Source organism: Nocardia sp. CS682, from assembly GCF_004634405.1.
GTDB lineage: Bacteria > Actinomycetota > Actinomycetes > Mycobacteriales > Mycobacteriaceae > Nocardia > Nocardia ninae.
The window spans coordinates 4,894,671-4,920,002 of the sequence record NZ_CP029710.1 but is presented as its reverse complement, the minus strand read 5'-3'; the positions used below and the strand labels follow the sequence as shown (position 1 = coordinate 4,920,002).

General features: G+C 65.0%; 20 protein-coding genes. 9 read left to right on the top strand and 11 right to left on the bottom strand.

What is annotated here, in order from left to right:
- Window positions 1-99 precede the first annotated feature (99 nt).
- The gene (locus tag DMB37_RS22170) at window positions 100-585 is read left to right on the top strand and encodes a GNAT family N-acetyltransferase (protein WP_240771613.1); all 486 of its coding nucleotides are present in this window, start codon (window positions 100-102) and stop codon (window positions 583-585) included.
- Between the two features lie 31 nt (window positions 586-616).
- Window positions 617-1,255, top strand: a complete 639-nt coding sequence (locus DMB37_RS22165) for a bifunctional 2-polyprenyl-6-hydroxyphenol methylase/3-demethylubiquinol 3-O-methyltransferase UbiG (protein WP_135234350.1) — start codon at window positions 617-619, stop codon at window positions 1,253-1,255.
- Between the two features lie 50 nt (window positions 1,256-1,305).
- Here the strand turns inward: DMB37_RS22165 and DMB37_RS22160 are convergent, their stop codons facing one another.
- Window positions 1,306-2,775 carry a wax ester/triacylglycerol synthase domain-containing protein gene (locus DMB37_RS22160; RefSeq protein ID WP_240772561.1) on the bottom strand — a complete coding sequence of 490 codons (1,470 nt, stop codon included), beginning with the start codon at window positions 2,773-2,775 and terminating at the stop codon, window positions 1,306-1,308.
- A gap of 221 nt (window positions 2,776-2,996) precedes the next feature.
- On the opposite strand from DMB37_RS22160, the gene DMB37_RS22155 reads away from it, so the two are divergent.
- Window positions 2,997-4,646: a cytochrome bc complex cytochrome b subunit gene (locus tag DMB37_RS22155; protein ID WP_135234348.1), complete on the top strand. Its 1,650-nt coding sequence runs from the start codon at window positions 2,997-2,999 to the stop codon at window positions 4,644-4,646.
- Here DMB37_RS22155 and DMB37_RS22150 read toward each other — a convergent pair.
- Together DMB37_RS22150 and DMB37_RS22145 are read right to left on the bottom strand one after the other, a co-directional pair.
- Window positions 4,643-7,495 carry a tetratricopeptide repeat protein gene (locus DMB37_RS22150; protein WP_167768903.1) on the bottom strand — a complete coding sequence of 951 codons (2,853 nt, stop codon included), beginning with the start codon at window positions 7,493-7,495 and terminating at the stop codon, window positions 4,643-4,645. The two genes, DMB37_RS22155 and DMB37_RS22150, sit on opposite strands and share 4 nt — an antisense overlap.
- 248 nt (window positions 7,496-7,743) lie before the next feature.
- A complete protein-coding gene (locus DMB37_RS22145; protein WP_135234346.1) occupies window positions 7,744-7,953 on the bottom strand; it encodes a DUF397 domain-containing protein in 210 nt (69 codons plus the stop codon).
- Between the two features lie 423 nt (window positions 7,954-8,376).
- Here DMB37_RS22145 and DMB37_RS22140 point away from each other — a divergent pair, with 423 nt between their 5' ends.
- The 3 genes from DMB37_RS22140 to DMB37_RS22130 are packed head-to-tail and all read left to right on the top strand — an operon-like array spanning window position 8,377 to window position 10,595.
- Window positions 8,377-8,862 carry a DUF309 domain-containing protein gene (locus tag DMB37_RS22140; RefSeq protein WP_135234345.1) on the top strand — a complete coding sequence of 162 codons (486 nt, stop codon included), beginning with the start codon at window positions 8,377-8,379 and terminating at the stop codon, window positions 8,860-8,862.
- Between the two features lie 48 nt (window positions 8,863-8,910).
- Window positions 8,911-9,828 carry a tRNA glutamyl-Q(34) synthetase GluQRS gene (gluQRS, locus tag DMB37_RS22135; RefSeq protein WP_135234344.1) on the top strand — a complete coding sequence of 306 codons (918 nt, stop codon included), beginning with the start codon at window positions 8,911-8,913 and terminating at the stop codon, window positions 9,826-9,828.
- 47 nt (window positions 9,829-9,875) lie between these two features.
- Window positions 9,876-10,595 (top strand): RDD family protein, encoded by a 720-nt coding sequence (locus DMB37_RS22130; protein WP_135234343.1) that lies wholly within the window; start codon window positions 9,876-9,878, stop codon window positions 10,593-10,595.
- A gap of 1,214 nt (window positions 10,596-11,809) precedes the next feature.
- On the opposite strand, the gene DMB37_RS22125 is transcribed toward DMB37_RS22130, so the two are convergent.
- The gene (locus DMB37_RS22125) at window positions 11,810-12,343 is read right to left on the bottom strand and encodes a DUF4190 domain-containing protein (protein ID WP_135234342.1); all 534 of its coding nucleotides are present in this window, start codon (window positions 12,341-12,343) and stop codon (window positions 11,810-11,812) included.
- A 29-nt stretch (window positions 12,344-12,372) separates the two neighbouring features.
- On the opposite strand from DMB37_RS22125, the gene DMB37_RS22120 reads away from it, so the two are divergent.
- The gene (locus tag DMB37_RS22120; RefSeq protein ID WP_135234341.1) at window positions 12,373-13,152 is read left to right on the top strand and encodes a queuosine precursor transporter; all 780 of its coding nucleotides are present in this window, start codon (window positions 12,373-12,375) and stop codon (window positions 13,150-13,152) included.
- A gap of 51 nt (window positions 13,153-13,203) precedes the next feature.
- Here the strand turns inward: DMB37_RS22120 and tgt are convergent, their stop codons facing one another.
- The 5 genes from tgt to DMB37_RS22095 form a co-directional block, all read right to left on the bottom strand.
- Window positions 13,204-14,448 carry a tRNA guanosine(34) transglycosylase Tgt gene (tgt, locus tag DMB37_RS22115; protein ID WP_135234340.1) on the bottom strand — a complete coding sequence of 415 codons (1,245 nt, stop codon included), beginning with the start codon at window positions 14,446-14,448 and terminating at the stop codon, window positions 13,204-13,206.
- A gap of 124 nt (window positions 14,449-14,572) precedes the next feature.
- A complete protein-coding gene (locus DMB37_RS22110; RefSeq protein WP_135234339.1) occupies window positions 14,573-16,492 on the bottom strand; it encodes an ABC transporter ATP-binding protein in 1,920 nt (639 codons plus the stop codon).
- Complete coding sequence (locus DMB37_RS22105; protein ID WP_135234338.1) at window positions 16,489-18,222, bottom strand: ABC transporter ATP-binding protein; 1,734 nt, start codon at window positions 18,220-18,222, stop codon at window positions 16,489-16,491. The genes DMB37_RS22110 and DMB37_RS22105 overlap by 4 nt, the downstream gene beginning before the upstream one ends.
- Window positions 18,223-18,364: 142 nt before the next feature.
- Window positions 18,365-18,874: an Rrf2 family transcriptional regulator gene (locus tag DMB37_RS22100; RefSeq protein ID WP_135234337.1), complete on the bottom strand. Its 510-nt coding sequence runs from the start codon at window positions 18,872-18,874 to the stop codon at window positions 18,365-18,367.
- Between the two features lie 43 nt (window positions 18,875-18,917).
- Window positions 18,918-19,511 carry a TetR/AcrR family transcriptional regulator gene (locus tag DMB37_RS22095; protein WP_135234336.1) on the bottom strand — a complete coding sequence of 198 codons (594 nt, stop codon included), beginning with the start codon at window positions 19,509-19,511 and terminating at the stop codon, window positions 18,918-18,920.
- Between the two features lie 199 nt (window positions 19,512-19,710).
- Between DMB37_RS22095 and DMB37_RS22090 the strand changes: the two genes are divergently transcribed.
- Together DMB37_RS22090 and DMB37_RS22085 are read left to right on the top strand one after the other, a co-directional pair.
- A complete protein-coding gene (locus tag DMB37_RS22090; RefSeq protein WP_135234335.1) occupies window positions 19,711-22,005 on the top strand; it encodes an MMPL family transporter in 2,295 nt (764 codons plus the stop codon).
- Between the two features lie 206 nt (window positions 22,006-22,211).
- On the top strand, window positions 22,212-24,512 hold the full coding sequence (locus DMB37_RS22085) for an MMPL family transporter (RefSeq protein WP_135234334.1): 2,301 nt from the start codon (window positions 22,212-22,214) through the stop codon (window positions 24,510-24,512).
- A 40-nt stretch (window positions 24,513-24,552) separates the two neighbouring features.
- On the opposite strand, the gene DMB37_RS22080 is transcribed toward DMB37_RS22085, so the two are convergent.
- Both DMB37_RS22080 and DMB37_RS22075 read right to left on the bottom strand, forming a co-directional pair.
- Window positions 24,553-24,783: a hypothetical protein gene (locus tag DMB37_RS22080; protein WP_135237748.1), complete on the bottom strand. Its 231-nt coding sequence runs from the start codon at window positions 24,781-24,783 to the stop codon at window positions 24,553-24,555.
- A 90-nt stretch (window positions 24,784-24,873) separates the two neighbouring features.
- Window positions 24,874-25,074: a hypothetical protein gene (locus DMB37_RS22075; protein ID WP_107653672.1), complete on the bottom strand. Its 201-nt coding sequence runs from the start codon at window positions 25,072-25,074 to the stop codon at window positions 24,874-24,876.
- Between the last annotated feature and the right edge of the window lie 258 nt (window positions 25,075-25,332).

The following is a 25,332-nucleotide window of genomic DNA, read 5'->3' as shown; positions in this document are numbered from 1 at the left end:
GGGCTGGGACGCGCTGGAAGCGGGCAGTCACGGCGAGTTCCTGCTACGGCACCGGTATTCCGTTGACCAACGCGTGGCTGGTCGACCAGGCTCGATGCTGTGCACAGGAATACGGAACCGGTCCGGCTCGAGCCGCTGACGGAAGGCAACCTAACGTTGCTGCTCGACGCGGCGGTTGCCGATGCCGATCCGCTGGACGTGATGCCACCGGTGGACGGCGAACCGGGCTGGAATACGGCCCGGCGGCAGGCGTTTCTCGACTTTCATCGCGGGCGGGCGCTGCGGGCGGAAAGCCCCGTGGAGTACACGTACCTGATCGCGGTGGGTGATCGGATCGTGGGCGCCGCCCGGTTGCAGCCCGGCGAAGACGGACTCGAGGCGGGGGTTTGGATCGGTCGCTCGGATCGTGGGCAGGGTGTGGGCCGCGCCGTTGCCGACCAGCTACGGGCGGTCGCCGCGACATTCGGCGCACACCAAGTCGTGGCCACCACCACCGTCGACAATTCGGCAGCGCGCAAGCTGCTCGGTTCGGCGACATCGACTGTCGACGGCGGCACAGTCACGGCGAAGCTGGCGCTCGACTGATGCGCGGAAATCCTGTGGCAGAGTGGGATTGATGGCCGGACTCGATTGGAATCACAACAGCTTCTACCACCGGTTTCTCGTGCGGCAGCTGCCGAAACCGTGCGCGCGAGTGCTGGATGTCGGCTGTGGGGCGGGCGCGTTCGCGGTCGAACTGGCGCGGCATGCCGACCAGGTGGATGCCCTCGATCGGTCGCCGGTGATGATCGACGCCGCGAAGCAGGCGACGCCCGGCAACGTGACCTGCCTCTTGGGTGACGTCCTCGAGCACCCGCTGCCCGCGAACGCCTATGACGCGATCGTGTCGATCAGCACGCTGCACCATATGCCGCTCGACGAGGCGTTGCCGGTGTTGGCCGCGGCGCTGCGGCCCGGCGGGGTACTCGCGGTCATCGCGCTGCCGCGCGCCGATCTCCCTCGGGAGCTCCCGGTCGAACTCTTGGCGGCGGTCGGTCAGCGGGTGTTCGCGGTCGGCTTCGCGGCACTCCGCACACTAGGTCGCGGCGACTGGTATGCGAAAGGACCGAACCACGGTGACATGCCGGTGGTGCTGGATCCGCCGTTGACAACTCGTCAGGTGCGGGAGCATGCGGCCGCGCTGCTGCCCGGCGCACGAGTCCGGCGGCTCGTCTACTGGCGGTACGCACTGGTGTGGCACAAGCCGGACAACTAGAACTGCTGGCCACGCGAGTTATCCACAGGTCGAATTATGCTGTGGTGCAATCACTTCAAGCTGTGCACTGTTTCCGCCAACGCGGCGCGCAGCAGCTCGGCGTAAGCGTCGATATCCGGCAGAATTTCGGCATCGGCATGGAGCGAGATCGTGACGGTCTCGCCGAGTCCGTGGACGCCGTGGGTCAGCCGCATGACCGCACCCACGGCGGGAAAGCCACCGGTGAAACGGACCGGACCGCCGCCGAAGGTGAGGTCCGCCGGACCGCGGTGGACGCTGGAGACCACGGTGTGACCGGCGATGGAATCGGGCACCGTATCCAGCGGATAGCGGGCGATGTCGCGGCGGAGCAGCGGCGCGGGAACGACAGCGGTGACCTGATCCTGAGCCGTCAGCAGCGGGTGCTGTGCCCGTCGGCGACGGTCGGCCAGCGCGGCAGCGATCTTGTCGGCGCGGCGACGGAGCTCGGGTTCCTCGATGAACAGGTCGACACTGAGGCTGCGATAGTTGTTGCGCGCGTGCGATACCTCGGCATCCAGCGCCATCGGGACCTGCGCGCCGAGCCGCTCGACCGGCGCGTCCCGCCCTTCCAGGTAGCGGGCGAGCGCGAGCGACACCGCGGTCAGCGCGACAACCGTCACGGTCCGGCCCGGGACACGCAATGCCGTTGCCGCACACACGATCATCCGCACCTGGTGGGCCGAGTCCGTGGTTGGACCGGCACGGTTGATCAGGCTGGATGGAAAGTCGGGGCCGGGAGGCGGCAGCTCCCCCGCCGCGGTGAGCTCGGCGAGTTCCCGCTGCGCCCGAAGCGCCTGATACCCGCGAATTACCGTCCTGGCCAGGCGAATCGGCAGCTGCGGCAAGGCGAGCGCCACGGCAAGCGGTGACTGCTCGATCATCCTTCCCACCGACCGTGCCCGCAGCACCATCGCGGCAACAGGGACCGTTGAACCCCACAGCTCGGACCCCGGCTTCGCGTCGACCGGCCGCCGCCTCGTCACCACATCGGCGTCGGACTGCCGATCCGCTGCAGACACTCCCCCAACAGCGGCTTCGTCCTCGCTGAACAACGCCCGCGCAATCCGAGCAGCACGCCGACCGTCGGCCAGCGCGTGCGACATCTGCAACACCGCGACAAGCGCCGGGCCTGACTGGCTCCCAGGCGCATCGGCGATGCCGCGAAACACATGTAACCGCCACGGCCGCACCGCGGCATCCACACCGGTCCCGACCACCGCACCGACCGCCGCCTGCACATGCGCCCAATTCGGTTCCGCCAGCACATGTTCGACGAACTGATCGTCGGCGAACGCACACGGCACCCACGACGGGTAGTCGAGATCCCCCGGCACGGCACGCGCCCGGACCCGCAGATCGGGGATGCGCGCGCTGCGCTCGGCCACATGGGCACGCAATTCAGCAGACGGCCGCCCACTGTCCGCGAAGCAGTACAGCAGGAACAAATCGTTGCGGGTGCGGCCCGACAGCCAATACATCGTCGCATCCTGCGCCGCCATCGAGCTCACCCTCCGACAGTATCGAACCTGGCTAGCACACCCGTCCCCGGCGCCGAAGGGGGCGTGGACGGCGCCAGATCACGCCCCATGTCCCGGCCGCCGCCAACCGTGAATGATCTTGATCTGCAAGTAGATCCGCGAAAATCTATCGATTACGACCGGAGTTACTGCTACCGTCTGTAGTAGAACGCATACCACTCTCCAGGGGCGGGGTGTCGGCCATGGCAACTCAACTCGGTCGCAAGGTCAGCGCGCAGGCGAACTCCGCCGACGAGCGATATCAGGCCGCCAATTTCCTCAAGCGCTCGATCAACAAGGTCTTCCCGACACACTGGTCGTTTCTGCTCGGCGAGATCGCGCTGTACAGCTTCATCATCCTGTTGCTCTCCGGTGTGTACCTGACTTTGTACTTCGACCCGTCGATGACCGAGGTCGTCTACAACGGGTCCTATCAGCCATTACGCGGCGTGACCATGTCGCGGGCCTACGAGACGGCGCTGAACATCTCGTTCGAGGTGCGCGGCGGACTCTTCGTGCGGCAGGTACACCACTGGGCCGCACTGCTTTTCGCGGCGTCGATCATCGTGCACCTGTTCCGGGTGTTCTTCACCGGCGCGTTCCGCAAGCCGCGCGAGGCGAACTGGGTGATCGGTTCGCTGCTGCTGATCCTGGCCATGTTCGAGGGCTACTTCGGCTACTCGCTGCCCGACGATCTGCTGTCGGGCACCGGCCTGCGGGCGGCGTTCTCCTCCATCACCCTCGGCATGCCGATCATCGGCACCTGGCTGCACTGGCTGATGTTCGGCGGCGACTATCCGGGCACCATCATCATTCCGCGCCTGTTCATCGCGCATGTGCTGCTGTTCCCCGGCATCATGCTCGCGCTGATCGCGGCCCACATCGCGCTGGTCTGGTATCAGAAGCACACTCAGTTCCCCGGACCGGGCCGGACCGAGAAGAACGTGATCGGCGCGCGCATCGTGCCGGTGTTCTCGCTGGACCAGGGCGCGTTCTTCGCGTTCACCCTCGGCATCGTCGCGATCATGAGCGGCCTGTTGCAGATCAACCCGATCTGGAACATGGGTCCCTACAACCCCTCGCAGATCTCCGCGGGTTCGCAGCCGGACTTCTACATGATGTGGACCGACGGCATGATGCGCCTCATCCCACCGTGGGAGCTGTATCTGGGCCGCTACACAGTGCCCGCCCCGGTGTGGGGCGCGCTGATCATGGGCTTGGTGTTCACGGTGTTGATCGCCTATCCGTGGATCGAGAAACGGCTCACCGGCGACATCGTCCAGCACAACCTGCTGCAACGGCCGCGGGATGTACCGGTGCGCACCGCGATCGGCGCGATGTCGATCGCGTTCTATGTCGTGCTCACGCTGTCCTGCGTGAACGACATCGTTGCCTACAAGTTCGACATCTCGTTGAACGCGACGACCTGGATCGGCCGGATCGGCATCCTGCTCGTGCCGCCGCTGGCCTACTTCGCGGCCTACCGGATCTGCCTGGGCCTGCAACGCTCCGATCGGGAGGTGCTGGCACACGGCGTGGAGACCGGGGTGGTCAGACGGCTACCGCACGGCGAGTACATCGAGATCCACCAGCCGCTCGGCCCCGTGGACGAGCACGGCCACCCGGTCCCGCTGCCGTACCAGGGCGCGCCGGTGCCGAAGAAGATGAGCAAGCTAGGTGCGGCGGGTAAGCCGGGCACCGGCAGCTTCTTCCGGCCCGATCCGTGGCAGGAGTCCGAGCGCAATCACGAGGCCGACCACGAGGAGGAGCGCAGGCAGCTCGCGGTGCTCCGGAAATATCAGGAGCGCGGCAACGGCTCGCACGGTAATGGCTCGCCGCCTACGTCTGCCTAATCAGCAGATGGCGATGTTTGCTTGGCTTTCCAATGCGCAAGCTGTTCCTCAGTAGCAAGGACGTCGGGATGATCCGGCCCTACCAACCGCAACCGGTCCGCCAGTAAGTCCGAAAAACCGGTGACTGCCGCCGCCACATCTCCACTGAGTCCACACCACGATGCAAGGTTGTGACGTGCACGGAGTGTGTCGGGATGGTCGGGTCCCTGGACCCGCAGCCGATCTGCAAGTAGCTCCTTATAGCCAGCCACCGCTCCGGCCAGATCCCCACCTGCGCCGCGCCATGCGGCGAGGTTGCCCCGTGCTGCGAGAGTATCGAGGTGGTCCGGTCCGATCAGACGCGGAAGATCACTCAACAGTGACTCGAATTCACGCACAGCCTCCTCGAGATGCCCTTCGTGCGCACGCAGGTTCGCGAGGTTCTGACGAGTGTTCAAAGTAAGTGTGGCGTCAGGTCCAAGTACCCGAACGCAGTCGGCGAGTGCCAGTTCCAATCCTTGAATTGCTCCAGCCCGGTCCCCGCTCGCCCCCCGCCAGTACGACAGGTTGCGCCGAGTTGCGAGAGTATCCAGATCATCCGGCCCTAACACCCTCAAACTGTCCACCAGCAATTCCTCGTACTCAGCGACCGCCGCGACGGCGTCCCCACTCTCGCCTCGCCAGTCCGCCAGGTCGTCACGGACGTCGAGCGTATCCGGGTGGTCGGGCCCCAACACCCTTACGCAATCCTCAAGAAGTCGCTCGAATTCTCGAACCGCTTCACCGGGATCGCCGCTACTGCCACGCCAATGCGCCAAGCTGCCTCGAATGAGGAAGACCTCGACGTCATCGGGCCCGTTCACCCTTACGCTGTCGTCAAGCAGGTGCCCAAAACTTGTCACTGCAGCGTTCAGTTCGCCGGTTTCACCTAACCAGTGGGCGAGATGGAACCGTGCTGTGCGGCAATCGGGATGTACCGAGCCAAGGGTTTCCACGAAGAGAGGAAGCCACGCGGCCCACATATCTCGGTTGTCTGCTGCCCGGACAGTCTCGGAAGTCGCAAGCAATTGCACGGCGGCCGCAGAGTCTCCACAGGCCAAATGATGGCGTACGCCAGCTGCCCGGGCATATTCGACCGCGCGGTCTCCATCCGCTCTCGAGATCGCGGTGGAGATCGCGCGATGCGCCTCAACAACGGGCACTCCGATTCGGTCGGCTTCATCCTGCGTTGGGGACACGAAATCTTGGTGCGTCATCCCCAACATCTCTTGCCGAGTCCCTGGGTTGCCCCGACTGATCAGCGCCCCAAGCGCCACCACAACGTCGCGAACTTCCCTGATGGACAGCTGGTGACCAAGCACCACTACAGCGTCACGCACCAGCTCGAGGGGCATGACCGGACCTGACCCCGCCACCGCCAGAATAGCTAGCACTGCCGCCATCGAATCGTGCGGTGCAGGGGCGGCTGTGCCGAGCGCACACCGGATCCGCTCCTTAACCAGCGCGCCCAGATCGCCGTCAGCCGCGGCCTTGCAGGCTCGGTCGTCAGTTATCTCTGTCAACAATCGGGCGTGCAGCCAACCTCCTGCTTCTGTTTGTCGCAGCAACTGGAGGACAGATTGCTCCCACGCTGAATCACTCGCTAGTCCACGATTTGCAACTGCCCTGGCGAGCTCTCCAACAGTGGGCGGAGGCAGCTCGATGCGATGCATCCCTGCGAAAGCGGGGAGATCATCGATACCTGTCCCTGAACGAATGCCGACAATGACTCTGACATGTGTTAGATCAGAACGATCCGCGAGGTCCGCGATCGCACTTACGATCAGCTGTCTGACACCAGGCTCAGCCTGATCAATACCGTCGACCACGAGATTGATTGGTTCCCATGCTGATTCGAGTCGGGCCAGCGGCGTGAGCACCAATCGATCGAACAGATCAGCAGCGGAGTTGTCTCCACCGGCATCGGCGATGGCCGTAGCGATGGGCGCGAAGCCGTCCACTCGACGACACAGTTGGTCGGACAACTCTCGGGCGAGCGATTCGATCGAGCTGGCTGCTGAGACAAACGCCGCTGCAGCGATGTACTCGGACGTGAACCTTGCTCGCGCGAGTAGGTTGGGCCGGATCAGCAACGACATCAGCGTGGACTTGCCGGAACCGGCCGGTCCGACTACCCCGCGCAGCCGGCTGGAATTGTCGTTCAAGACCTCCGCGAGCCGCCGACGCAAAGTTTCGGTGATCAGTAAGCCGTTCGTGAGTTGGTCTACGAAACCCGCTGTGGGCCTGCCCCACACCGCATCGTTGCGCCGCGCCGCGTTAGGGACCAACCACAGGCCTGGATCGCCGCCATGCGCGATGCCCAGATGCCCAGGCACCTGACGCGCACACTCGACTTCCAATGGATCGAGCAAATCTACAGGCATGAGATTCTCCCCACGCAGAGGCAGGCCTTGGTCGAAGACGGCCAACGTGGTCCGGGTGAAGCAACCCCCGTACGCAGCATCGCTACCGGTCGCTATCAGTAATTCGATCCGTCGCGCGGCCAACTCGATTCGATCGGTTAAATGCCGGGCGGCACCACTCAGACTCTCCTGCGTCTCACAGGCATCGATCAGCACGATCAACCCATCAAGGGCATGCCTGTCCAGCTGCTCGCTGATCACTTGGATGACGTGGAGGGCAGTATCCGACTCCGGCTGTTGAGGGGAGTCGTGAGCAAGCAGAAAAAAGTTGCCACCCCCCGTCGCTACCCCGTGGCCGACAAAGCTGAGTAGCAGCGCGGCCTGCCGCCGGGCGGCCAGGGCGAACGCGGCTTTAACTTCCGCTACTAACTCTCGCGTCGTCGGATTCAGGAGCGGTCCGTCATCCAAGCGAGCAGAGTCCCAGCCACCCAACGTAGTCAACCGCGAATGAAGATCAGTGGCCAACTGCAACGGAAAGCCCAACTCACCAAGCACTTTGCACTCGGAACCGACAACGAGCGCAAGTCTCCCACCCATACTGGGAAGATACCGGATACGTGCCCGGCCCAGTTCCGGATCGAGCCGAATCAGTGCTCGAAACATGAACAAAGCGGCTACCTCGAGTCGCAACCGACCCGAGGTATGCGGCCGAAAGTTCAGACGTGCCTGAAGTTTCCTGCCAATATCCCGCCAAGGAACGCGTCCCACTCGTGTGGAGTGAAGGCAAGTACCGGGCCGCGCTTCTGCGCCTTGGTATCCCGAACAGCCACATTGCCTTCCTTGAGGAAGGCTACTTCTACACAGGCTCCGTCGGGTCCGCTAAAGGTACTCTTACGCCAAACAGCGTCCGTCAGATCAACTTTCACGGCACTAGCTCCTTTGCCTGCGTCGAGAACGAGAATTTACCTGACATGGTTCCGCTCGCACCGAACACCTGCAGGGGCCACCGCATGCGTTCTATGCATTGCGTTAGCACGCGGTTTCTACGGTGCGACATCATCACCCTTGCACCACTAGGTACAAACACCACTTTTGAGGGCTGCCCCCGCAACTCAGACCTTAGCAGGTCTATTGAAAGTTTGCCCAGCTCTTGGCTATTAGGCCATCGCAAATGCCAAGTTTGCGAAGAAAAAATGTTGCGGAAACATTGCCGAAAGGTATAGACCATTCCCCTGATCGGTCATCCGCAAACGTTATGGCCTATGTGATTGCTCTGTGATCCGTCATCATTTCCGTCTTCGGACACTGGCACATCGACGCCATCGCCGGGGCAGTGCATGATGGAAGTCATGGTTGACCGCGATCGCGACGACGCAGGTCGCGCCCTCAACTCACGTCCGCGTGATCGACTGGGCCGCCCGCTTCCGCCCGGCAGTGCCGGAGTTGCCCGAATTCCCGACGATCTGGACCTGCCACCGCAGCAAACCCTCACCTTCGCTCAGCAACTGCTGGACGATGGTTTGGCATTCAACGCGCACGAGGTATTAGAGGCGGCGTGGAAGAACGGCCCGTTCGCCGAACGGATGCTGTGGCAGGCGCTGGCCCAGCTCGCTGTCGGTGTCACACACATCCAGCGTGGTAATGCGAAGGGCGCGCGCACGCTGCTCACCCGCGCGATCACCCGGCTCACCGAGTTTCACCCGGCGGACGATGCGGACGTGCCCTACGGCATCGACCGCGCGGGTCTGATCGCGCACGCGCAAGCACTGCTCGCCGCCTTGGACGCGGGCACCCCGATCTCGCCGACGGAGCTGACGCCGCGCCTGCGCGGCTGATATCTACGATGGGCATCGTGTCCACGTCATCCCGTTCCAGCCGGGCCCGTGCCTGAGCCGGGTGCGGGCCGGTACGCGCCGAGCCCCTCCGGGGACCTGCACGTCGGGAATCTGCGCACGGCCCTGCTCGCGTGGGCGTTCGCCCGCTCGACCGGCCGGCGCTTCCTGATCCGGGTCGAGGATCTCGATCGCGTCCGCCCCGGCGCCGAGCAGCGACAGCTGGACGATCTGGCCGCGATCGGGCTCGACTGGGATGGTCCAGTGGTCCGGCAGTCCGAGCGGTTGCCGTATTACCAGGCCGCCATCGACCGGCTCACCGCCGCCGGGCTCACCTACGAATGCTTCTGCACGCGAAGGGAAATCCAGCAGGCGGCGACGGCACCGCACGGTCCGCTGGGCGCCTACCCCGGCACCTGCCGCACCCTGACCGAGCAGGCGCGCACCAGATTTCGCGACGAAGGTCGCCAGGCCGCGCTGCGCTTACGTGCGGCGGCAACCGAATTCGAGATCGTCGACGACCTGCACGGACGCTATCGCGCCCCGGTGGACGACGTGGTGCTGCGGCGCGGGGACGGCATTCCCGCCTACAACCTCGCGGTGGTGGTCGACGACGCGGCGCAGGGCATCGACCAGGTGGTGCGCGGCGACGATCTGTTGCCGTCCACGCCACGGCAGGCCTACCTCGCGACATTGCTCGACCTGCCGGTGCCGCACTACGCCCACGTTCCGCTGGTACTCAACACCGAAGGGCAACGCCTGGCCAAGCGCGACGGCGCGGTCACGCTGTCCGATCAACTCGCGCTCGGCAACACGCCCGACCAGGTAGTGGCCGCGCTGGCCCGATCACTGGGCTACGCGGCAACCTCGTCGGCGGAGCTCCTCGACAGTTTCGACCCGGCACATCTGCCACACGAACCGTGGATACTCGACGGGAATGGGTTGTTGCAACGCAGTCGATGTCCGTAACGTACGCATTCGTCCAACTACTGATCACTCGACGAGGACAAACAACTATGACAAGCGGTGGGTACGACCCCAACCAATATCCGCAGGGCGGGCAGCCGTATGGGCAGCCGTACCCGCAAGGCGGCCAGCAACATCCGCAAGGCGGTCAGCAGTATCCGCAGGGCGGCCAACAGTTCCCCCAGGGCGGCCAGCAGTACGGCCAGCAGCCCCAGTACGGTCAGCAGCCGCCGCAGTACGGGCAGCAGCCGCAGTACGGCCAGGCGCCGCAGTACGGGCAGCCGCAGGACGCCTACGGTCAGTACCCGCAGCAGCCGGGCGGTTTCAACAACTACGGTGGGCAGCCGGGTGACCTGCTGTCCCGGTTCGGTGCGCGTGTCATTGATGGCATCATCAGCGGCATCCCGGCGGGCATCGTGTACTGGCTGATCGCCTTCAGCATCGGCGGCATCGCCGGCACCATCCTCGCTACCGCGCTTGCCTATGTCCTGGTAACCGCCTACTACGTGCTGATGGAAACATCGCAGGGCGCGACCTTGGGCAAGAAGATCCTCGGCCTCAAGGTGCTCGCACCAGGTGGCGCGGCAAAGATCGACGTACAGACGTCGCTCAAGCGCAACCTGTTCGTTGCGTTCAACATCGTCTACTGCCTCGGCTCGCTTCTTTCGTTGGGTCTGGCAATCTACATCGCCGTCACCATCGAGCAGGACCAGAACAAGCAGGGCTGGCATGACAAGTTCGCCGGCGGGACCCAGGTCGTCAAGGCCTGAACTTCGTCGTACGAACCGACAGCTACGTCAGGGGCGCACCCGATTCGGGTGCGCCCCTGACGTTTCGTGCGCTCGGCGAGCTGGCCGCTGGCCCCGCCGCCGACGACCCAGGCGCAGCACTTCGTCAGGCCGGCTCCCACGCATAGTCGCGGACTGTCCCGCAGGCGTTGACCGCTGAGATAGAGAGCTTTATCGGCCTGCGTCAACACACACCATTGTTCAATGTCACTCAATCATAGCCTTTCGCTATGTTGATTCAAAGCTGTTGAATCGCTTGCTGTTCGAGAATCGACCAGGTAGCGTTTTGCGAAAGTTAGATCTTGCTCGTCACCCAAAGCAAGTACGATCTACTCACCCGGGGGGGCTCATTGTTGTCACAGTGCTTTCATCCACTGCTGCAGCGAAGTCGGCGCCAACTCACGACAATGCGTTCGCCGATGATCAAGTCGTCCGCAACGGCCTCGTTTGGCCCGAGCGTGCGCGGCCCGAAATCCAACTCGCCCTGATCAGCGATACCGGTGGCATCTCTGCCAACTATCCACCGTCACAGCATCGTTGATGCCCCACGCATCACCGACGCGTCCGATGCTTAATGCCGGATCCCGCCCGCGATGGCCCGGGCTCAAGAACCTCGGTTCGGGGAGCTGCCACTCACCAAACCAGGAACTGCACTCCGGTGCAGTTAGCCGCAATACACAACTCACGATTGGAACAAGATGAAAATCCGTAAGCAGATCGCAGCCGCTGGAATCTTGCTCGCAGCGATGGCGGGTGCGGGCGCCGCGCTATCACCTGCCCTCGCTACTGCTGCGCCGAACAGCGCGGGGATCAACCAAAAAGCCCCGCAGTGGCGCGTCGGCGCGGGAGTGGGTAGCTACCTTTACCTGACACCAGCAGAGCAGCAGATGGTCGCCGCGGGTGGTGCTGCGGCCCTCGGCGCAACCATCTGCGGGGCTACCGTAGGACTAGCATGCCCCGCGGTAGCAGGTGCTCTGGCCGCTTCGGCGGCGTGGATCAGCGCAAATGGCGGGGTGTGCCCCGGCGAGTTGGAGATCCGGCAAATCATCGGAAACCCCATGTTCAAATGCGTGTAGCGAGCAAGCTGCGCCAGTAGGACTGTCGCCACTGTTCGGCGCGAGCCCGAATTAACGTGGTCAACTGCTGCACAACCAGGGGGCATCCGAGACCGGGTGCCCCCTGTTCGTTCATACCGGCTACATGCCGCTGAACCCGGCTACGAACGCGACGACGAACCACAGGATGCCGAGCACGATGGAGCCGACGCCGATCCAGACGCCCGCGAGCGCCATGCCGCGGCCTTCCTGGCCGGACTGCTTGACCTGGTTCAAGGCGATGACGCCGAGGATGATGCCGATGATCGAGCCGAGGCCACAGGTGACGAACCCGGCCAGCGAGGAGATCAGCGCGCCGATCGCCATGCCGTTGGTGCCCTGCTGCGGCGGCATGCCGTAGGGCTGGTAGGCGGGCTGGTAGCCGTAGTTCGGCTGCTGACCGTAGGGCTGCTGCGGTTGGCCATACGGTTGCTGCTGGTAGCCCGGGTACTGCTGTTGCGGCGGGGGCGTCATGGGCTGAGCGGACTGTTGCGGGTATTGCGGCGTCGACGGGTACCCCGAGGGCTGGTCAGCGTTCGGGTGTTGCGGAACAGAGCTTTGCGCACCGGATTCCGGCGATACGCCTTGGCCGCCGTACTGCTTCCACCATTCGTCGGAATCGCCGGGATTCGTCATTGCTACAGGGTATTCCACAACCTGGTTGGATGATGCGGGTGAGTGAGCCGAATAAACCCGAAGCCCCGGAACCTGGGCACCCCGCGCCGGCACATGCGGCATTCGCCCAGGTGGCGCGGGGGTACTACACACCGATCGTGGCGTTGTTCACGGCGACGCTGATCATCTCCAATATCTGCGCGACCAAGGGCGTGCAGTTCTTCACCGATCAGTCGGTGAAGATCGGACCGGTGGAGCTGCTGCCGATCAGCACCGACGGCGCCTTCTTCCTCTTTCCCCTCGCCTACATCCTCGGCGATGTGCTGAGCGAGATCTACGGCTTCCGGTCCGCGCGCCGGGCCATCTACTACGGCTTCGCCGTCCTGCTGCTGACGGTGGTGTGCTTCAAGATCGCGATCGAGTTGCCGGCCGCGGCGTTCTACGAGAATCAGGACGCGTTCCGCTCCGTCATCGGCAGCACGCCGCAGCTGGTGGCCGCGGGCCTGGCCGGCTACTTCGTCGGCGAGATGCTGAACTCCGCGACGCTGGTGCTGATCAAGGAGCGGACCAAGGAAAAGCACCTGTGGGCGCGGCTGATCGGCTCCACCGTGGTCGGCGAGTTCGGTGACACGCTGATTTTCTGCTCGATCGCGGCCACCGCCATCGGCATCGACTCGTGGAGCCAGTTCGTGAACTACGTGATCGTCGGCTTCCTGTGGAAGACGCTCGCGGAGATCCTGGTGCTGCCGATCACCTATCGGGTGATCGCCTGGCTCAAGAAGAACGAGCCGACCTACGCACCCCGCAAAGAACCCGCACTACAGAGCTGAAAGACGTTGGCGGCCACCGGACTGCACACCGTGGAGTCCGGGGCCGCCGGTCTACGGCGTCGGGATGCGGCCCTTCCAGCGACCGAGCGTCTCGGCCTTGTGCTCGTCGAAGTAGCCGCCCTCGATGCTCTCGCGGATCCGGTCGACCAGCCGAATCGTGTAGCGCTCGTTGTGAATGGTGCACAGGGTGGCGGCCAGGATCTCCTTGGCCTTGAACAGATGGTGCAGGTAGGCGCGGGTGTAATTGGCGCAGGTGTAGCAGTCGCACGTCTCGTCGATGGGCGTGAAGTCGCGCCGGAAACGACTGGTGTTGATGTTGAATCGGCCCTCGGCGACATAGATGGCGGCATTGCGCGCGACCCGCGACGGGTTCACGCAGTCGAAGGTGTCCGCGCCGTTCTCCACGGCGGTGAAGATGTCCTCCGGCTCACTGATGCCGAGCATGTGCCTCGGCTTGTCCTCGGGCAGTTCGTCGCTGCACCAGCCGACGATGGTGCCGAGATTGTGCTTCTCCAGCGCGCCGCCGATGCCGTAACCGTCGAAACCCGTTCCCTCACTGCCGCGCAATGATTCCAGGCCGCGACAAGCCTTGCGCCGCAGGTCTTCGTACTGCGCGCCCTGGATCACGCCGAACAGCGCCTGGTACGGACGGTGGGTGCGGGCCGCGGTCAGTCGCTCGTGCTCGTCCAGGCAACGCTGCGCCCACTCGTGTGTGCGCTGCAACGACTTCTCTTGATAACCACGGGTATTGAGCAGGGTGGTGAGCTCGTCGAAGGCGAACATGATGTCGGCGCCGAGCTGGTGCTGGATGCCCATCGACACCTCGGGGGTGAACCGATGCTTCGAGCCGTCGAGGTGCGAGCGGAAGGTGACGCCGTCGTCATCGACCGTCGCCAGCCGCTCCTTGCCCTTCGCGATCACGTCGTCGCTGCGGACATCCACCGCTTCCATCGCGAGCACCTTCTTGAAACCGACGCCCAGCGACATCACCTGGAAGCCGCCGCTGTCGGTGAAGGTGGGACCGGGCCAGTTCATGAACTTGCCGAGCCCGCCCGCCTCGTCCACGATGTCGGACCCCGGCTGTAGATAGAGGTGGTAGGCGTTGGCGAGCAGAGCCTGCGCGCCGATCTCTTTCATCGTCTCCGGCAGCACCGCCTTCACCGTCGCCTTGGTGCCGACCGGGATGAACGCGGGGGTGGCGATATCGCCGTGCGGCGTGCTGATCACGCCCGATCGGCCGTGCCGCGCTTCCAGGCGCTTACGAACAGCGAACGAAAAAGATCCGGGTCCAACCACTCGGCCATCCTCCCAGGTCCGCGACTCGGTTCTCACCGAGGCAACCGATAGTCGGTGAACTGAGCGTTCTCGACCTGGGCCACACCGCCGCGGCCGCCGCCGCGAGCCGGACATTCTCGCTCAGCTACACCTCGGCCGCCGCGGCCGCGAACTGCGCGTTGTAGAGGCGGTAATAGGCGCCACGTTCGGCCAGCAGGCGTTCGTGGGTGCCGTGCTCGACGATGCGGCCTGCCTCCATGACGACGATCAGATCGGCGTCGCGGATGGTGGACAGACGGTGCGCGATGACGAAGCTGGTGCGGTCGCGGCGCAGGGCCGCGGTCGCGTGCTGCACCAGCAGTTCGGTGCGGGTGTCCACCGAGCTGGTCGCCTCGTCCAGGATCAAGATGGACGGCTTCGCCAGGAACGCCCTGGCGATGGTGATCAGCTGCTTCTCACCGGCGCTGACGCCGGAGCCCTCCTCGTCGATGACGGTGTCGTAGCCATCGGGCAGCGCGTGCACGAAACGGTCCACGTACGCGGCCCGCGCGGCGGCGAGGATGTCGGCTTCACCGGCGTTCGGGTTGCCGTAGGCGATGTTCTCCCGGATGGTCCCCTTGAACAGCCAGGTGTCCTGCAGCACCATGCCGATGCGGGAACGCAGGTGATCGCGGCTGATCCGGGTGATGTCGACGCCGTCGATGGTGATCGCGCCGGAGTCCAGTTCGTAGAACCGCATCAGCAGATTCACCAGCGTGGTCTTGCCCGCGCCGGTCGGGCCGACGATGGCGACCACGTGGCCGGGTTCGGCGAGCAGCGACAGCCGTTCGATCACCGGCTGCTCCGGTTCGTAGCGGAACGAGATGCCTTCGAACTCGACCTGCCCGCGGTCGACCGGGCGGGTGTCGGCCACCTCCGGGTCGGGGCTCTGCTCCTCGGCGTCGAGGATCTCGAAGATCCGCTCGGCCGAGGCGACGCCGGACTGCAGCAGGTTAGCCATCGCGCCGATCTGGGTGAGCGGCTGGCTGAACTGACGCGAGTACTGGATGAAGGCCTGCACATCGCCGAGCGAGAGCTGGCCCGTCGCGACCCGCAGGCCGCCGACCAGCGCCACCAGCACGAAGTTCACATTCCCGAGGAACATGATCGCGGGCATGATCAGCCCGGAGATGAACTGCGCCTTGAAACTCGACTGGTAGAGCTCCTCGTTGCGCTTGTCGAACTCCGCGCCGACCTCCCGGTTGCGGCCGAACGCGGTGACGATCTCGTGCCCGGTGTAGGCCTCCTCGACCTGTGCGTTCACCAGACCGGTGTTCTTCCACTGGGCCACGAAGTGCGGCTTGGAACGCTTGGCGATCAGCGCGGTGACGTACACCGCGGCGGGCACGGTGAGCAGGGCGATCAGCGCCAGCAGCGGCGAGATCCAGAACATCATCACCAGGATGCCGAGCACCGTGAACACCGAGACGATCAACTGGCTCATCGTCTGCTGCAGGCTCTGCGCGACGTTGTCGACGTCGTTGGTGACCCGGCTCAGCACATCGCCGCGCGGTTGAGAATCGAAGTAGCGCAACGGAAGTCGATGGATCTTGTCCTCGATGTCGCTGCGCAGCCGCTTGACCGTCCGGTTGATCACCAGGTTGAGCAGATAGGCCTGCAACCAACCGAACACCGACGCGCCGAGGTAGAGGGCGAGCACCAGCAGCAGCACCCGGCCGACCGCGTCGAAGTCGACGCCGACTCCGGGCACCACGTGCATGGCGCTGAGCATGTCGGCAAAGGTGTTGTCGCCCTTGGCCCGCAGGTACTCGACCGCCTGCTCCTTGGTGGTCCCCGCAGGCACATCCAGCTGCTTGCCGACCACACCGTCGAAGACGATGTTGGTCGCCTTACCGAGCAGGTACGGACCGAGCGTGTTCAGCACCACCGAGACGATGGCGAGCGCCACGACGAGCCAGACGAACATGCGTTCCGGCGCGAGCCTGCGCAGCAGTCGCTTGAGCGACGGCCCGAACGACTTCGGCTTGGCGTCCGGCGCACCGGGGGCCGGCATTCCCGGCCTCATCGCACCTCCTCCGCGCTCAGCTGGGACGACACGATCTCTTGGTACTCCTTGCAGTCGCGCATCAATTGCTCGTGCGTACCGACACCGGCCATCTCGCCGTCCTCGAGCACCACGATCTGATCCGCATCGCGAATCGTGGTAATCCGTTGCGCCACAATGATGACCGCGCAATCCTTGGTCACCGGCCGCAGTGCGTCCCGCAATCGAGCGTCGGTCGCCACGTCGAGCGCGGAGAAGGAGTCGTCGAACAGATAGACCCGGGGTTTCTTGACCAGGGCGCGCGCGATGGCGAGCCGCTGGCGCTGACCACCCGAGACCGTCGTGCCACCCTGTGCGACCGGAGTGTCCAAGCCCTGCGGCATGTCTCGCACGAAGTCGGCGGCCTGCGCGATCTCCAGGCAGCGCCACAGGTCCGCGTCGGTGGCGTCCGGATTGCCGTAGCGCAGGTTGCTGGCCACCGTCCCGGAGAATAAATAGGCCTTCTGCGGGATCAGGCCGATCTGCGCGCGCAGCAGTTCGAGGTCGATGTGCCGGACATCGGTGCCGCCGAGGTAGACCGCGCCGTCGGTGACGTCCATCAGCCGCGGAATGAGGTTGAGCAGCGTGGTCTTGCCCGAACCGGTGGCACCGACGATCGCGGTGGTGGTGCCCGGCTTCACCTGGAACCGAATGGCTTTCAGCACCGGCTTCTCGGCACCGGGGAACGCGAACTCGGCGAACTGGAAGTCGACGTCGGCGGGGTTGCCCTGGAACGGTTGCGGCAGCGGCGGCGGGACGACCGAGGACTCGGTCTCGAGCACCTCGCCGATCCGGTCGGCGGAGACCGCGGCGCGCGGCGCCATCATGGCCAGGAACGAGGCCATCATCACCGCCATCAGGATCTGCATGATGTAGGAGAGCAACGCGGTGAGCGAGCCGATCTGCATGGTGCCCGCGTCGACGGCGTGCCCGCCGAACCAGATCACCGCGACGGCGGTGACATTGCTGATCAGCATGACCAGCGGGAACATCAGCGCCATCAGCCTGCCGACGCGCAGCGCGGTGTCGGTCAGCTCGGAGTTGGCGACGCCGAAGCGCCAGGTCTCCTGGCGTTCCCGGACGAAGGCCCGCACGACGCGGATGCCGGTGATCTGCTCGCGCAGTACCCGGTTCACCTCGTCGATTCTGGTCTGCATGTCCCGGAAGCCGGGCACCATCTTGCTGATGATGAAAGCCATCGACAGGCCAAGCGCGGGCACCGCGATCAACAACAACCAGGACAGGCCGAGGTCTTCGCGCAGCGCCATGACGATGCCGCCGACGCACATGATCGGCGCCATCACCAGGATGGTCGCCGACATCGCGATGAGCAGCTGCACCTGCTGAATGTCATTGGTATTGCGGGTGATCAGCGAGGGTGCGCCGAACATGCCGACCTCGCGCGCGGAGAAGGTGCCGACCCGGTGCAGCAGTGCGCCGCGCATATCGCGGCCCGCGCCCATGGCCGCCTGCGCCCCTAGGTACACCGAGCAGCCCGAGGCGACGATCTGCACGCCGGTGACCGCGAGCATCCACAGGCCGGTGCTCCAGATGTATCCGATATCGCCCTTGGTGACACCGTTGTCGATGAGATCGGCGTTGAGACTCGGCAGATACAACATCGCGATCACCGAGATCAACTGCAGCACAACGACCCCGGCCAGCTGGGCGCGGTAGGGGTACAGATAGGTGCGCAGTAGTCGAATCAGCATGATGGATCGCAGGCTACCGGCAACCGGTGACGGCCGTCGTAAACATTTCTGACCAGCATCAATACCCTCCAGTCGAGGCGCTTACCCACCAATCGCGCGGCCCTGGCTGCTGATTCATCCGATGCATGTGCCGATCGCCGACCTAATTCAGCGGATGCTCTCTGCGCGCCCACGCACCCGGATCGTTGGTGAGCGCGTCGACGAACTCGGGCAGCCGATTGTCGGCGACCTCATCGATCGACACGTTCTCCAGTACCGCACGAATATTCACCCGCAAGGCGATCCAGACCCGTTGCAGCGATTCGGCCGCACCCGAATACGTCACGTCCTCGGGCCGCTCGCCGCGCACCGAGGCGAGTGGACCCTCCATCGCCCTGATCACATCGGCGACGGAGATCTCCGACGCCGGGCGGGCCAGCCAGTAACCGCCGTCGGGGCCGCGCCTGCTGATCACCAGATCGGCGCGGCGCAGATCGCCGAGCACGGTCTCGAGCACCTTCGGCGGAATGCGCTGAGCGGTCGCGATGGCGTCGGCCTTGACGACCGGCGCCGCCTGCACGACCGGGCCGCTCGGGACCTGATTCAACCGCGGTGCGCGGGCGATTTCGAGCAGCGTCCGCACCGCGTAGTCGACCTTCGCGGTGATGTGCACAGCGTCTCCTGGCGTTTGCGGTGGTCCGACGAGTAGCTGCAATCTACGCGCTACGCAGCGGAGTCAGCACGCAGGTCGCCGCATCGAGCAGCGTGGCCTCCACCAGCGCGTCGTCCGCGCCGGGTGCGAACTCCTTGGACATCAGCGCGACGCCGAGCATCGCGAGCGCGGCACTGGCGCGCAGCTTGGCTTCATCGGTGGCGTCCGGGCCGGCCAGCCATTCGCGCAGGGTCTGATCGTCGTCGACGAGATCGGGGTGTCGGTCGGCCACCGCGTTGACGATCGTCACGGTGTCGCGCAGCACCAGCGCCCCCGCGTCGCGGTGGTGCACCATGCCGCGCAGGTAGCTGCGCAACACGTAGCGAATGCCGTCCGCGTCGTGCGGCGTCCGGTCCAGATCGACGACCACCGAACGCAGGTGATCGATGATCGGATCGATGATCGCGTGCAGTAGATCGAGCTTCGAGGCGTAGTGATAGTAGAGCGACGCCTTTGTGATTCCCACCGCATCGGCGACCTCGCGCAGGCTGGTCTGCTCGAATCCTTTGTCACCGAACAGCTTCACCGCGGCGTCGCGTATCGCGGATTTAGTGCCCCGACCAGCGGCAACGGTGGCGGGGACGGAACGAGCGGCCATCAAGTGATCCTCTCACCATTCGTGCGCCGAGCTAACGATGCCCGCGAAATTGAGGTTGTGCCTCCGCTTAGACCTCGATAGTCTACCTACCGCACGGTAGGCAGAAAGCGCCAGTGGAGGCGGGGACAGGCAGGGCGCCCCGCGAGTGCTGTCTCCGGCTTGATCAGCACGCACCCAGCTATCGCTAGGAGATTCCTTCGTGTCCGTTTATCTGTACCGATGGGGAAAGTTCGCTTTCCGAAGAAAGTGGATAGTACTTCCCGCCTGGCTCGTTCTGTTCCTGCTCCTCGGCGGCCTCGGCGCACAGCTCAGCAAGCCGATGACCAACGACTTCAGCATGCCGGACCTGCCGTCGGCCCGCGCCAACGACATTCTCGACCAGCACTTTCCCGGCGCCTCCGAGGCGTTCAAGTTCGACGCTGTCACCGGCACCTATGTGATCGGCGCGCCGGCCGGCCAGAAGCTCACCGACCAGGTGAACCGGACGGCCCTGGACGCCTTCATCGCCAAGCTCGGCGCGCTCGACATCGTCGACCACAGCAAGCCGATTGTTAACCCGGTCGAAGCGGCCGACAAGATGGGCTGTCTGGCCAACCCTGATCCGGCCCAGTGCAGTGGCGCGCCGCTGAACGTGCTGAGCAAGACCGTGCCCAACTCGGTCGCGGTGCTGAACGTGCCGTTCGCCATCAAGAAGTTCACCGACGTCACCGACGAGCAGCGCGACGCGGCCTACGCGGTCGCCGCCGACGCGCGCAACGCCGGGCTGACCGTCGAGATGAGCGGCTCGATCGCGATGAAGCAGGAGGCGCCGAGCGGCAAGTCCGAGCTGATCGGCATGGGCGTGGCGCTGGTCGTGATGATCGTGGCGTTCGGCGCGATCGTCGCTGCCTTCGTGCCGATCGTCACCGCGATCGTCGGCCTCGGTGCGGCCACCTCGCTGATCATGCTGGGTACCTCGGTGATCGAGGTGCCGAGCTTCACCACCTTCCTCGCCTCGATGATCGGCATCGCGTTGTCCATCGACTACGCGCTGTTCATCGTCTCGCGCTACAAACATGAACTGGCAGTACAGGATTCGCCAGAGGAAGCAGCCGGTACCGCGCTCGGTACCGCCGGGTCCGCAGTGGTGTTCGCCGGTCTCACCGTGATCATCGCGCTCGGCGGGCTCAGCATCGTCGGCGTGCAGTTCATGACCTTCATGGGTCTGGGCGGCGCGATCGCCGCCGGGTTCGCGGTGCTCACCGCGATCACCCTCATGCCCGCGCTGCTCGGCGCGTTCGGCCGCTTCCTGTTCAAGCCGAAACTGCCGCTCGTCGCCAAGCACGACCCCGAGGACGACAACTCGGTCACCAACGGCATGCGCTTCGGCAAGCTGATCGGCAAGGCGCCGTGGGTCGCGCTGGTCCTCAGCGTCGTGGTGCTCGGCGCGCTGGCCGCGCCCGCGGCCGGACTGAACCTCGGCCTGCCCGGCGACGACAGCCAGCCGAAGACCTCCACCATTCGCAAGGCCTACGAGCTGCGCACCGAGGGGTTCGGTGAAGGCAGCAACGGCGTGCTGAACGTGGTGGCCGACCTGTCGAAGGTGCCCGAGGAGAACCGGGACAACGCGGTCAAGGCCTTGCGCGACAAGCTCTCCGCCTACCCCGGCATGGACTACGTGACCGAGCCGCAGTGGAGCAAGGACAAGCAGGGCGTGCTGCTCGACGGCGTGCCGAAGTCGGGTCCGAACAACCAGGCCACCAAGGACCTGGTGAGCGACGCCCGTGACGCGGAAGGCCAGTTGAAGGCCGAGTTCGGCATGGAGTACGGCATCACCGGCACCACCGCCATCTATGCCGATGTGGACAACGTGCTGCTCGGCAAGATCGTGCCGTACCTGGCGATCGTCGCCGGCGCCGCGTTCGTGCTGCTGATCCTGGTGTTCCGCTCGATCCTGGTGCCGCTGACCGCGGCCTTGGGCTTCCTGCTCTCCATGGCGGCGACGTTCGGCGCGACCGTGCTGATCTTCCAGGAGGGCAAGTTCGGGCTCATCGAGGACCCGCACCCGCTGGTCAGCTTCCTGCCGATCATGTTGATCGGCTTGGTGTTCGGCCTCGCGATGGACTACCAGGTGTTCCTGGTGACCCGGATGCGCGAGGAGTTCGTCAACGGCAAATCGCCCAAGGACGCGGTCGTCGCCGGTTATCACCACGGCGCCCGCGTGGTGACCTCCGCGGCCATCATCATGATCTCGGTGTTCGGCTCGTTCCTGATGGAGACCGACGTGACGGCGAAGTCGTTCGGCTTCGCGCTGGCGGCCGGTGTGCTGTTCGACGCGTTCATCGTCCGGATGGTGCTGATCCCGTCGCTGCTGATCCTGATGGGCAAGTGGTCGTGGTGGATTCCGCAGTGGCTGGACCGGGTCCTGCCCGACATCGACGTCGAGGGTGCGAAGCTGCGTGAACTGCAGCAGCGCTCGGCCGACACGGTGCAGGAGCCGGTCGGCGTCGGCTGATCCCCGGTACTACCTCTCGGCCCCGCCCCCGTTCTCGGGTGCGGGGCCGAGTCGTATCCGGGGTCGGTTCTTGATCTTGTGCGCTGTCCACAGCAGACTCAGTAGCAGTTCGGCCTCCAGCTCGGTAGTTCCCCGGCGGGTGCAGTCGGCCCGCGCGCGTTTTGTCGCTCGATCCGGCACGACTCGATCACCGCGAGGAGAACCCTGTGTCCGTGTACCTGTACCGATGGGGAAAATTCGCCTTCCGCCACAAGTGGATAGTGCTGCCCATCTGGATTGTCGGCTTCCTGGTTCTCGGTGCGCTGGGGACACAGCTGAAGGAGCCGATGAGCGACGACTTCAGCATGCCCAACCTGCCGTCGGAGCGCGCGACGCAGATTCTGGACAAGCACTTCCCAGGCATGTCCGAGGCGTTCAAATTCGACGCCGTGACCGGGACCTACGTGCTCGGCGCGCCCGCTGGGCAGAAGCTCACCGATCCGGTCAACCGGCAGGCGATCGACGCGCTGATCGCGAAGCTGAACCAGCTCGACATCGTCGACCACAGCAAGCCGATCCCCAACCCGATCACCGCGACCGAGGAGATGGGCTGCCTCGTCCCCGACCCGGACGCCTCGAAATGCAGCGGCGCACCGTTGAACGTGCTCAACAAGACCGAGCGTGACACTGTCGCGTTCTTCTCCGTGCCGTTCGGGATCAAGAACTTCACCGACGTCACCGCCGACAACCGCAAGGCCGCCTACGACGCGGCCGACCAGGCGCGCGGCGCGGGATTGTCGGTCGAGCTCAGCGGCACCATCGCGATGGAGCAGCAGGCGCCAAGCGGTAAGTCCGAGCTGATCGGCATGGCCGTCGCGCTGATCGTGATGATCGTGGCGTTCGGCGCGATCGTCGCCGCGTTCGTGCCGATCATCACCGCGATCGTCGGACTGAGTGCGGCCACCTCGCTGATCTTCCTCGGTACGTCGTTCCTTTCCATCCCCAGCTTCACCACCTTCCTCGCCTCGATGATCGGCATCGCGTTGTCCATCGACTACGCGCTGTTCATCGTCTCGCGCTACAAACATGAACTGGCAGTACAGGATTCGCCCGAAGAGGCGGCCGGTACCGCGCTCGGCACGGCCGGGTCCGCAGTGGTGTTCGCCGGTCTCACCGTGATCATCGCGCTGGTCGGGCTCAGCATCGTCGGCGTTCGATTCCTCACCTTCATGGGTCTCGGTGGCGCGGTCGCCGCGGCGTTCGCGGTGCTCACCGCGATCACCCTCATGCCCGCGCTGCTCGGCGCGTTCGGCCGCTTCCTGTTCAAGCCGAAACTGCCGGTCATCGCCCAGCACGATCCGGAGGACGACAGCTCGGTCACCAATGGCATGCGGGTCGCCCAGGCCATCGGCAAGGCGCCTGCTGTCGCGCTGATCCTCAGCGTTGTCGTGCTCGGTTTGCTCGCCCTGCCCGCGGTCAATATGAACCTCGGGCTGCCCGGCGAAGACAGCATGCCCAAGACCTCCACCGTCCGGAAGGCCTATGAACTGCGCACGGCCGGGTTCGGCGAGGGCAGCAACGGCGTCCTGCAAGTAGCGGTGGATCTCACCGCCGTACCGGCTGAGAAACGCACAGCGGCGCTCAGCTCCCTGCGGGACGAGCTGGCGTCCTACCCGGACATGGACTACGTGACCGAGCCTCGCCTGAGCCAGGACGGGCTCGGCGCCGTCATCAACGGTGTGCCGAAGTCAGGCCCGAACGATCAATCCACCAAGGATCTGGTCCGCGACGCCCGCGACGCCGAGGGGCGGCTCGAAGCGGAGTACGGGATGGAATACGGCATCACCGGCACCACCGCCATCTACGCCGACATCGACCATGTGCTGCTCAGCAAGATCGTGCCGTACATGGCCATCGTCGCGGGCGCCGCGTTCATCCTGCTGATCCTGGTCTTCCGGTCCATCCTGGTGCCGCTCACCGGCGCGCTCGGGTTCCTGCTCTCCATGGCGGCGACGTTCGGCGCGACCGTGCTGATCTTCCAGGAGGGCAAGCTCGGGTTGATCCAGGATCCGCGGGCGATCGTCAGCTTCCTGCCGATCATGTTGATCGGCTTGGTGTTCGGCCTCGCGATGGACTATCAGGTGTTCCTGGTGACCCGGATGCGCGAGGAATACGTGCACGGCAAACCGCCGAAGGAGGCGATGATCAGCGGTTATCACCACGGCGCCCGGGTGGTGACCTCCGCGGCGATCATCATGATCTCGGTGTTCGGCTCGTTCCTGCTGGAGTCCGATGTCACCGCGAAGATGATGGGTTTCGCGCTGGCGGCCGGCGTGCTGTTCGACGCCTTCCTGGTGCGCATGCTGTTGATCCCGTCGCTGCTCGCGCTGATGGGCAAGTGGGCATGGTGGATGCCGCGGTGGCTGGACAAGATCGTGCCCGATATCGATGTGGAGGGTGCCAAGTTGTTCGCGTTGCGTGGACAGCCGACGCCGGGAGCGGCGCGGCAATCCGCTGACGTCGGTTGATGACACTCGCCCCGCACCGCGCGGTGCGGGGCGAGGTCGTTTACTGGCTCGGCTGCGGCAACGTGCAGTCGTCGACCTTCGGGTTCACACCCATGTAGTTGAGCGGGCCCGCGATCGCCGTGACGGCTATCGTGCCCCAGCCCGCACAATTGGTCGGACTGCTGTCGAAATAGTGACGCTGACCGGCGGCGAGCAAGCCGACGGCCAACCAGATCAGCAACAGAAAGCTGAAGAACCGAGTACCTGTACGGTGCACTGCTCGACCGCGCATACCGCGGTCGCGAATCTCGTGGTCGCGCATGTCGTCGCTCCCTTTCCGTGCTCCCCACCTGGGAATACCCGTCTGAGCACGGTTTATCCCCTACGGGCTCGGCTGCGGCACGTTGCAGTCGGCGACCTTCGGGTTCACGCCCACGTAGTTGAGCGGGCCGGCGAGGACAGTAAGCGCGGTATTGCCGAATCCGGCGCAATTGATCGGACCGCTGTCGAAGTAGTCGCGCTGGCCCGCGGCGATCACGCCGACCACCAGCCAGAGCACGACAATCAAGCTGCCAAGTCGCATCGCTGCCTCGTTCGTCGGCGTCTTTTGAGCAAGCTCATTATGTGGCGCGGAACGCGACGCGCCGAACGCGACGAGGACCCTGCGCGCCGCCGACGATTGCGGAGGCTCCTGCGTGCAGCCGACGATGCGGCGAAGCTCCTGCGCCTCGCAAACGCGGCGGAACCTCTGCGCGCCCGCACGCGGCGGGCCTCGCGCCCGCTGCCGGGCGCGAGGTCACCGAATGGGTTGGGCCGGTGCGCTATCCGCGATCACCGGGTC

Coding starts and splice junctions, on each gene's coding strand:
- DMB37_RS22165 (WP_135234350.1), top strand. CDS start 617: ATGGCCGGACTCGATTGGAATCACAACAGCTTCTACCACCGGTTTCTC.
- DMB37_RS22160 (WP_240772561.1), bottom strand. CDS start 2,775: ATGGCGGCGCAGGATGCGACGATGTATTGGCTGTCGGGCCGCACCCGC.
- DMB37_RS22155 (WP_135234348.1), top strand. CDS start 2,997: ATGGCAACTCAACTCGGTCGCAAGGTCAGCGCGCAGGCGAACTCCGCC.
- DMB37_RS22140 (WP_135234345.1), top strand. CDS start 8,377: ATGGTTGACCGCGATCGCGACGACGCAGGTCGCGCCCTCAACTCACGT.
- DMB37_RS22130 (WP_135234343.1), top strand. CDS start 9,876: ATGACAAGCGGTGGGTACGACCCCAACCAATATCCGCAGGGCGGGCAG.
- DMB37_RS22125 (WP_135234342.1), bottom strand. CDS start 12,343: ATGACGAATCCCGGCGATTCCGACGAATGGTGGAAGCAGTACGGCGGC.
- DMB37_RS22120 (WP_135234341.1), top strand. CDS start 12,373: ATGATGCGGGTGAGTGAGCCGAATAAACCCGAAGCCCCGGAACCTGGG.
- DMB37_RS22110 (WP_135234339.1), bottom strand. CDS start 16,492: ATGAGGCCGGGAATGCCGGCCCCCGGTGCGCCGGACGCCAAGCCGAAG.
- DMB37_RS22105 (WP_135234338.1), bottom strand. CDS start 18,222: ATGCTGATTCGACTACTGCGCACCTATCTGTACCCCTACCGCGCCCAG.
- DMB37_RS22095 (WP_135234336.1), bottom strand. CDS start 19,511: ATGGCCGCTCGTTCCGTCCCCGCCACCGTTGCCGCTGGTCGGGGCACT.
- DMB37_RS22080 (WP_135237748.1), bottom strand. CDS start 24,783: ATGCGCGGTCGAGCAGTGCACCGTACAGGTACTCGGTTCTTCAGCTTT.
- DMB37_RS22075 (WP_107653672.1), bottom strand. CDS start 25,074: ATGCGACTTGGCAGCTTGATTGTCGTGCTCTGGCTGGTGGTCGGCGTG.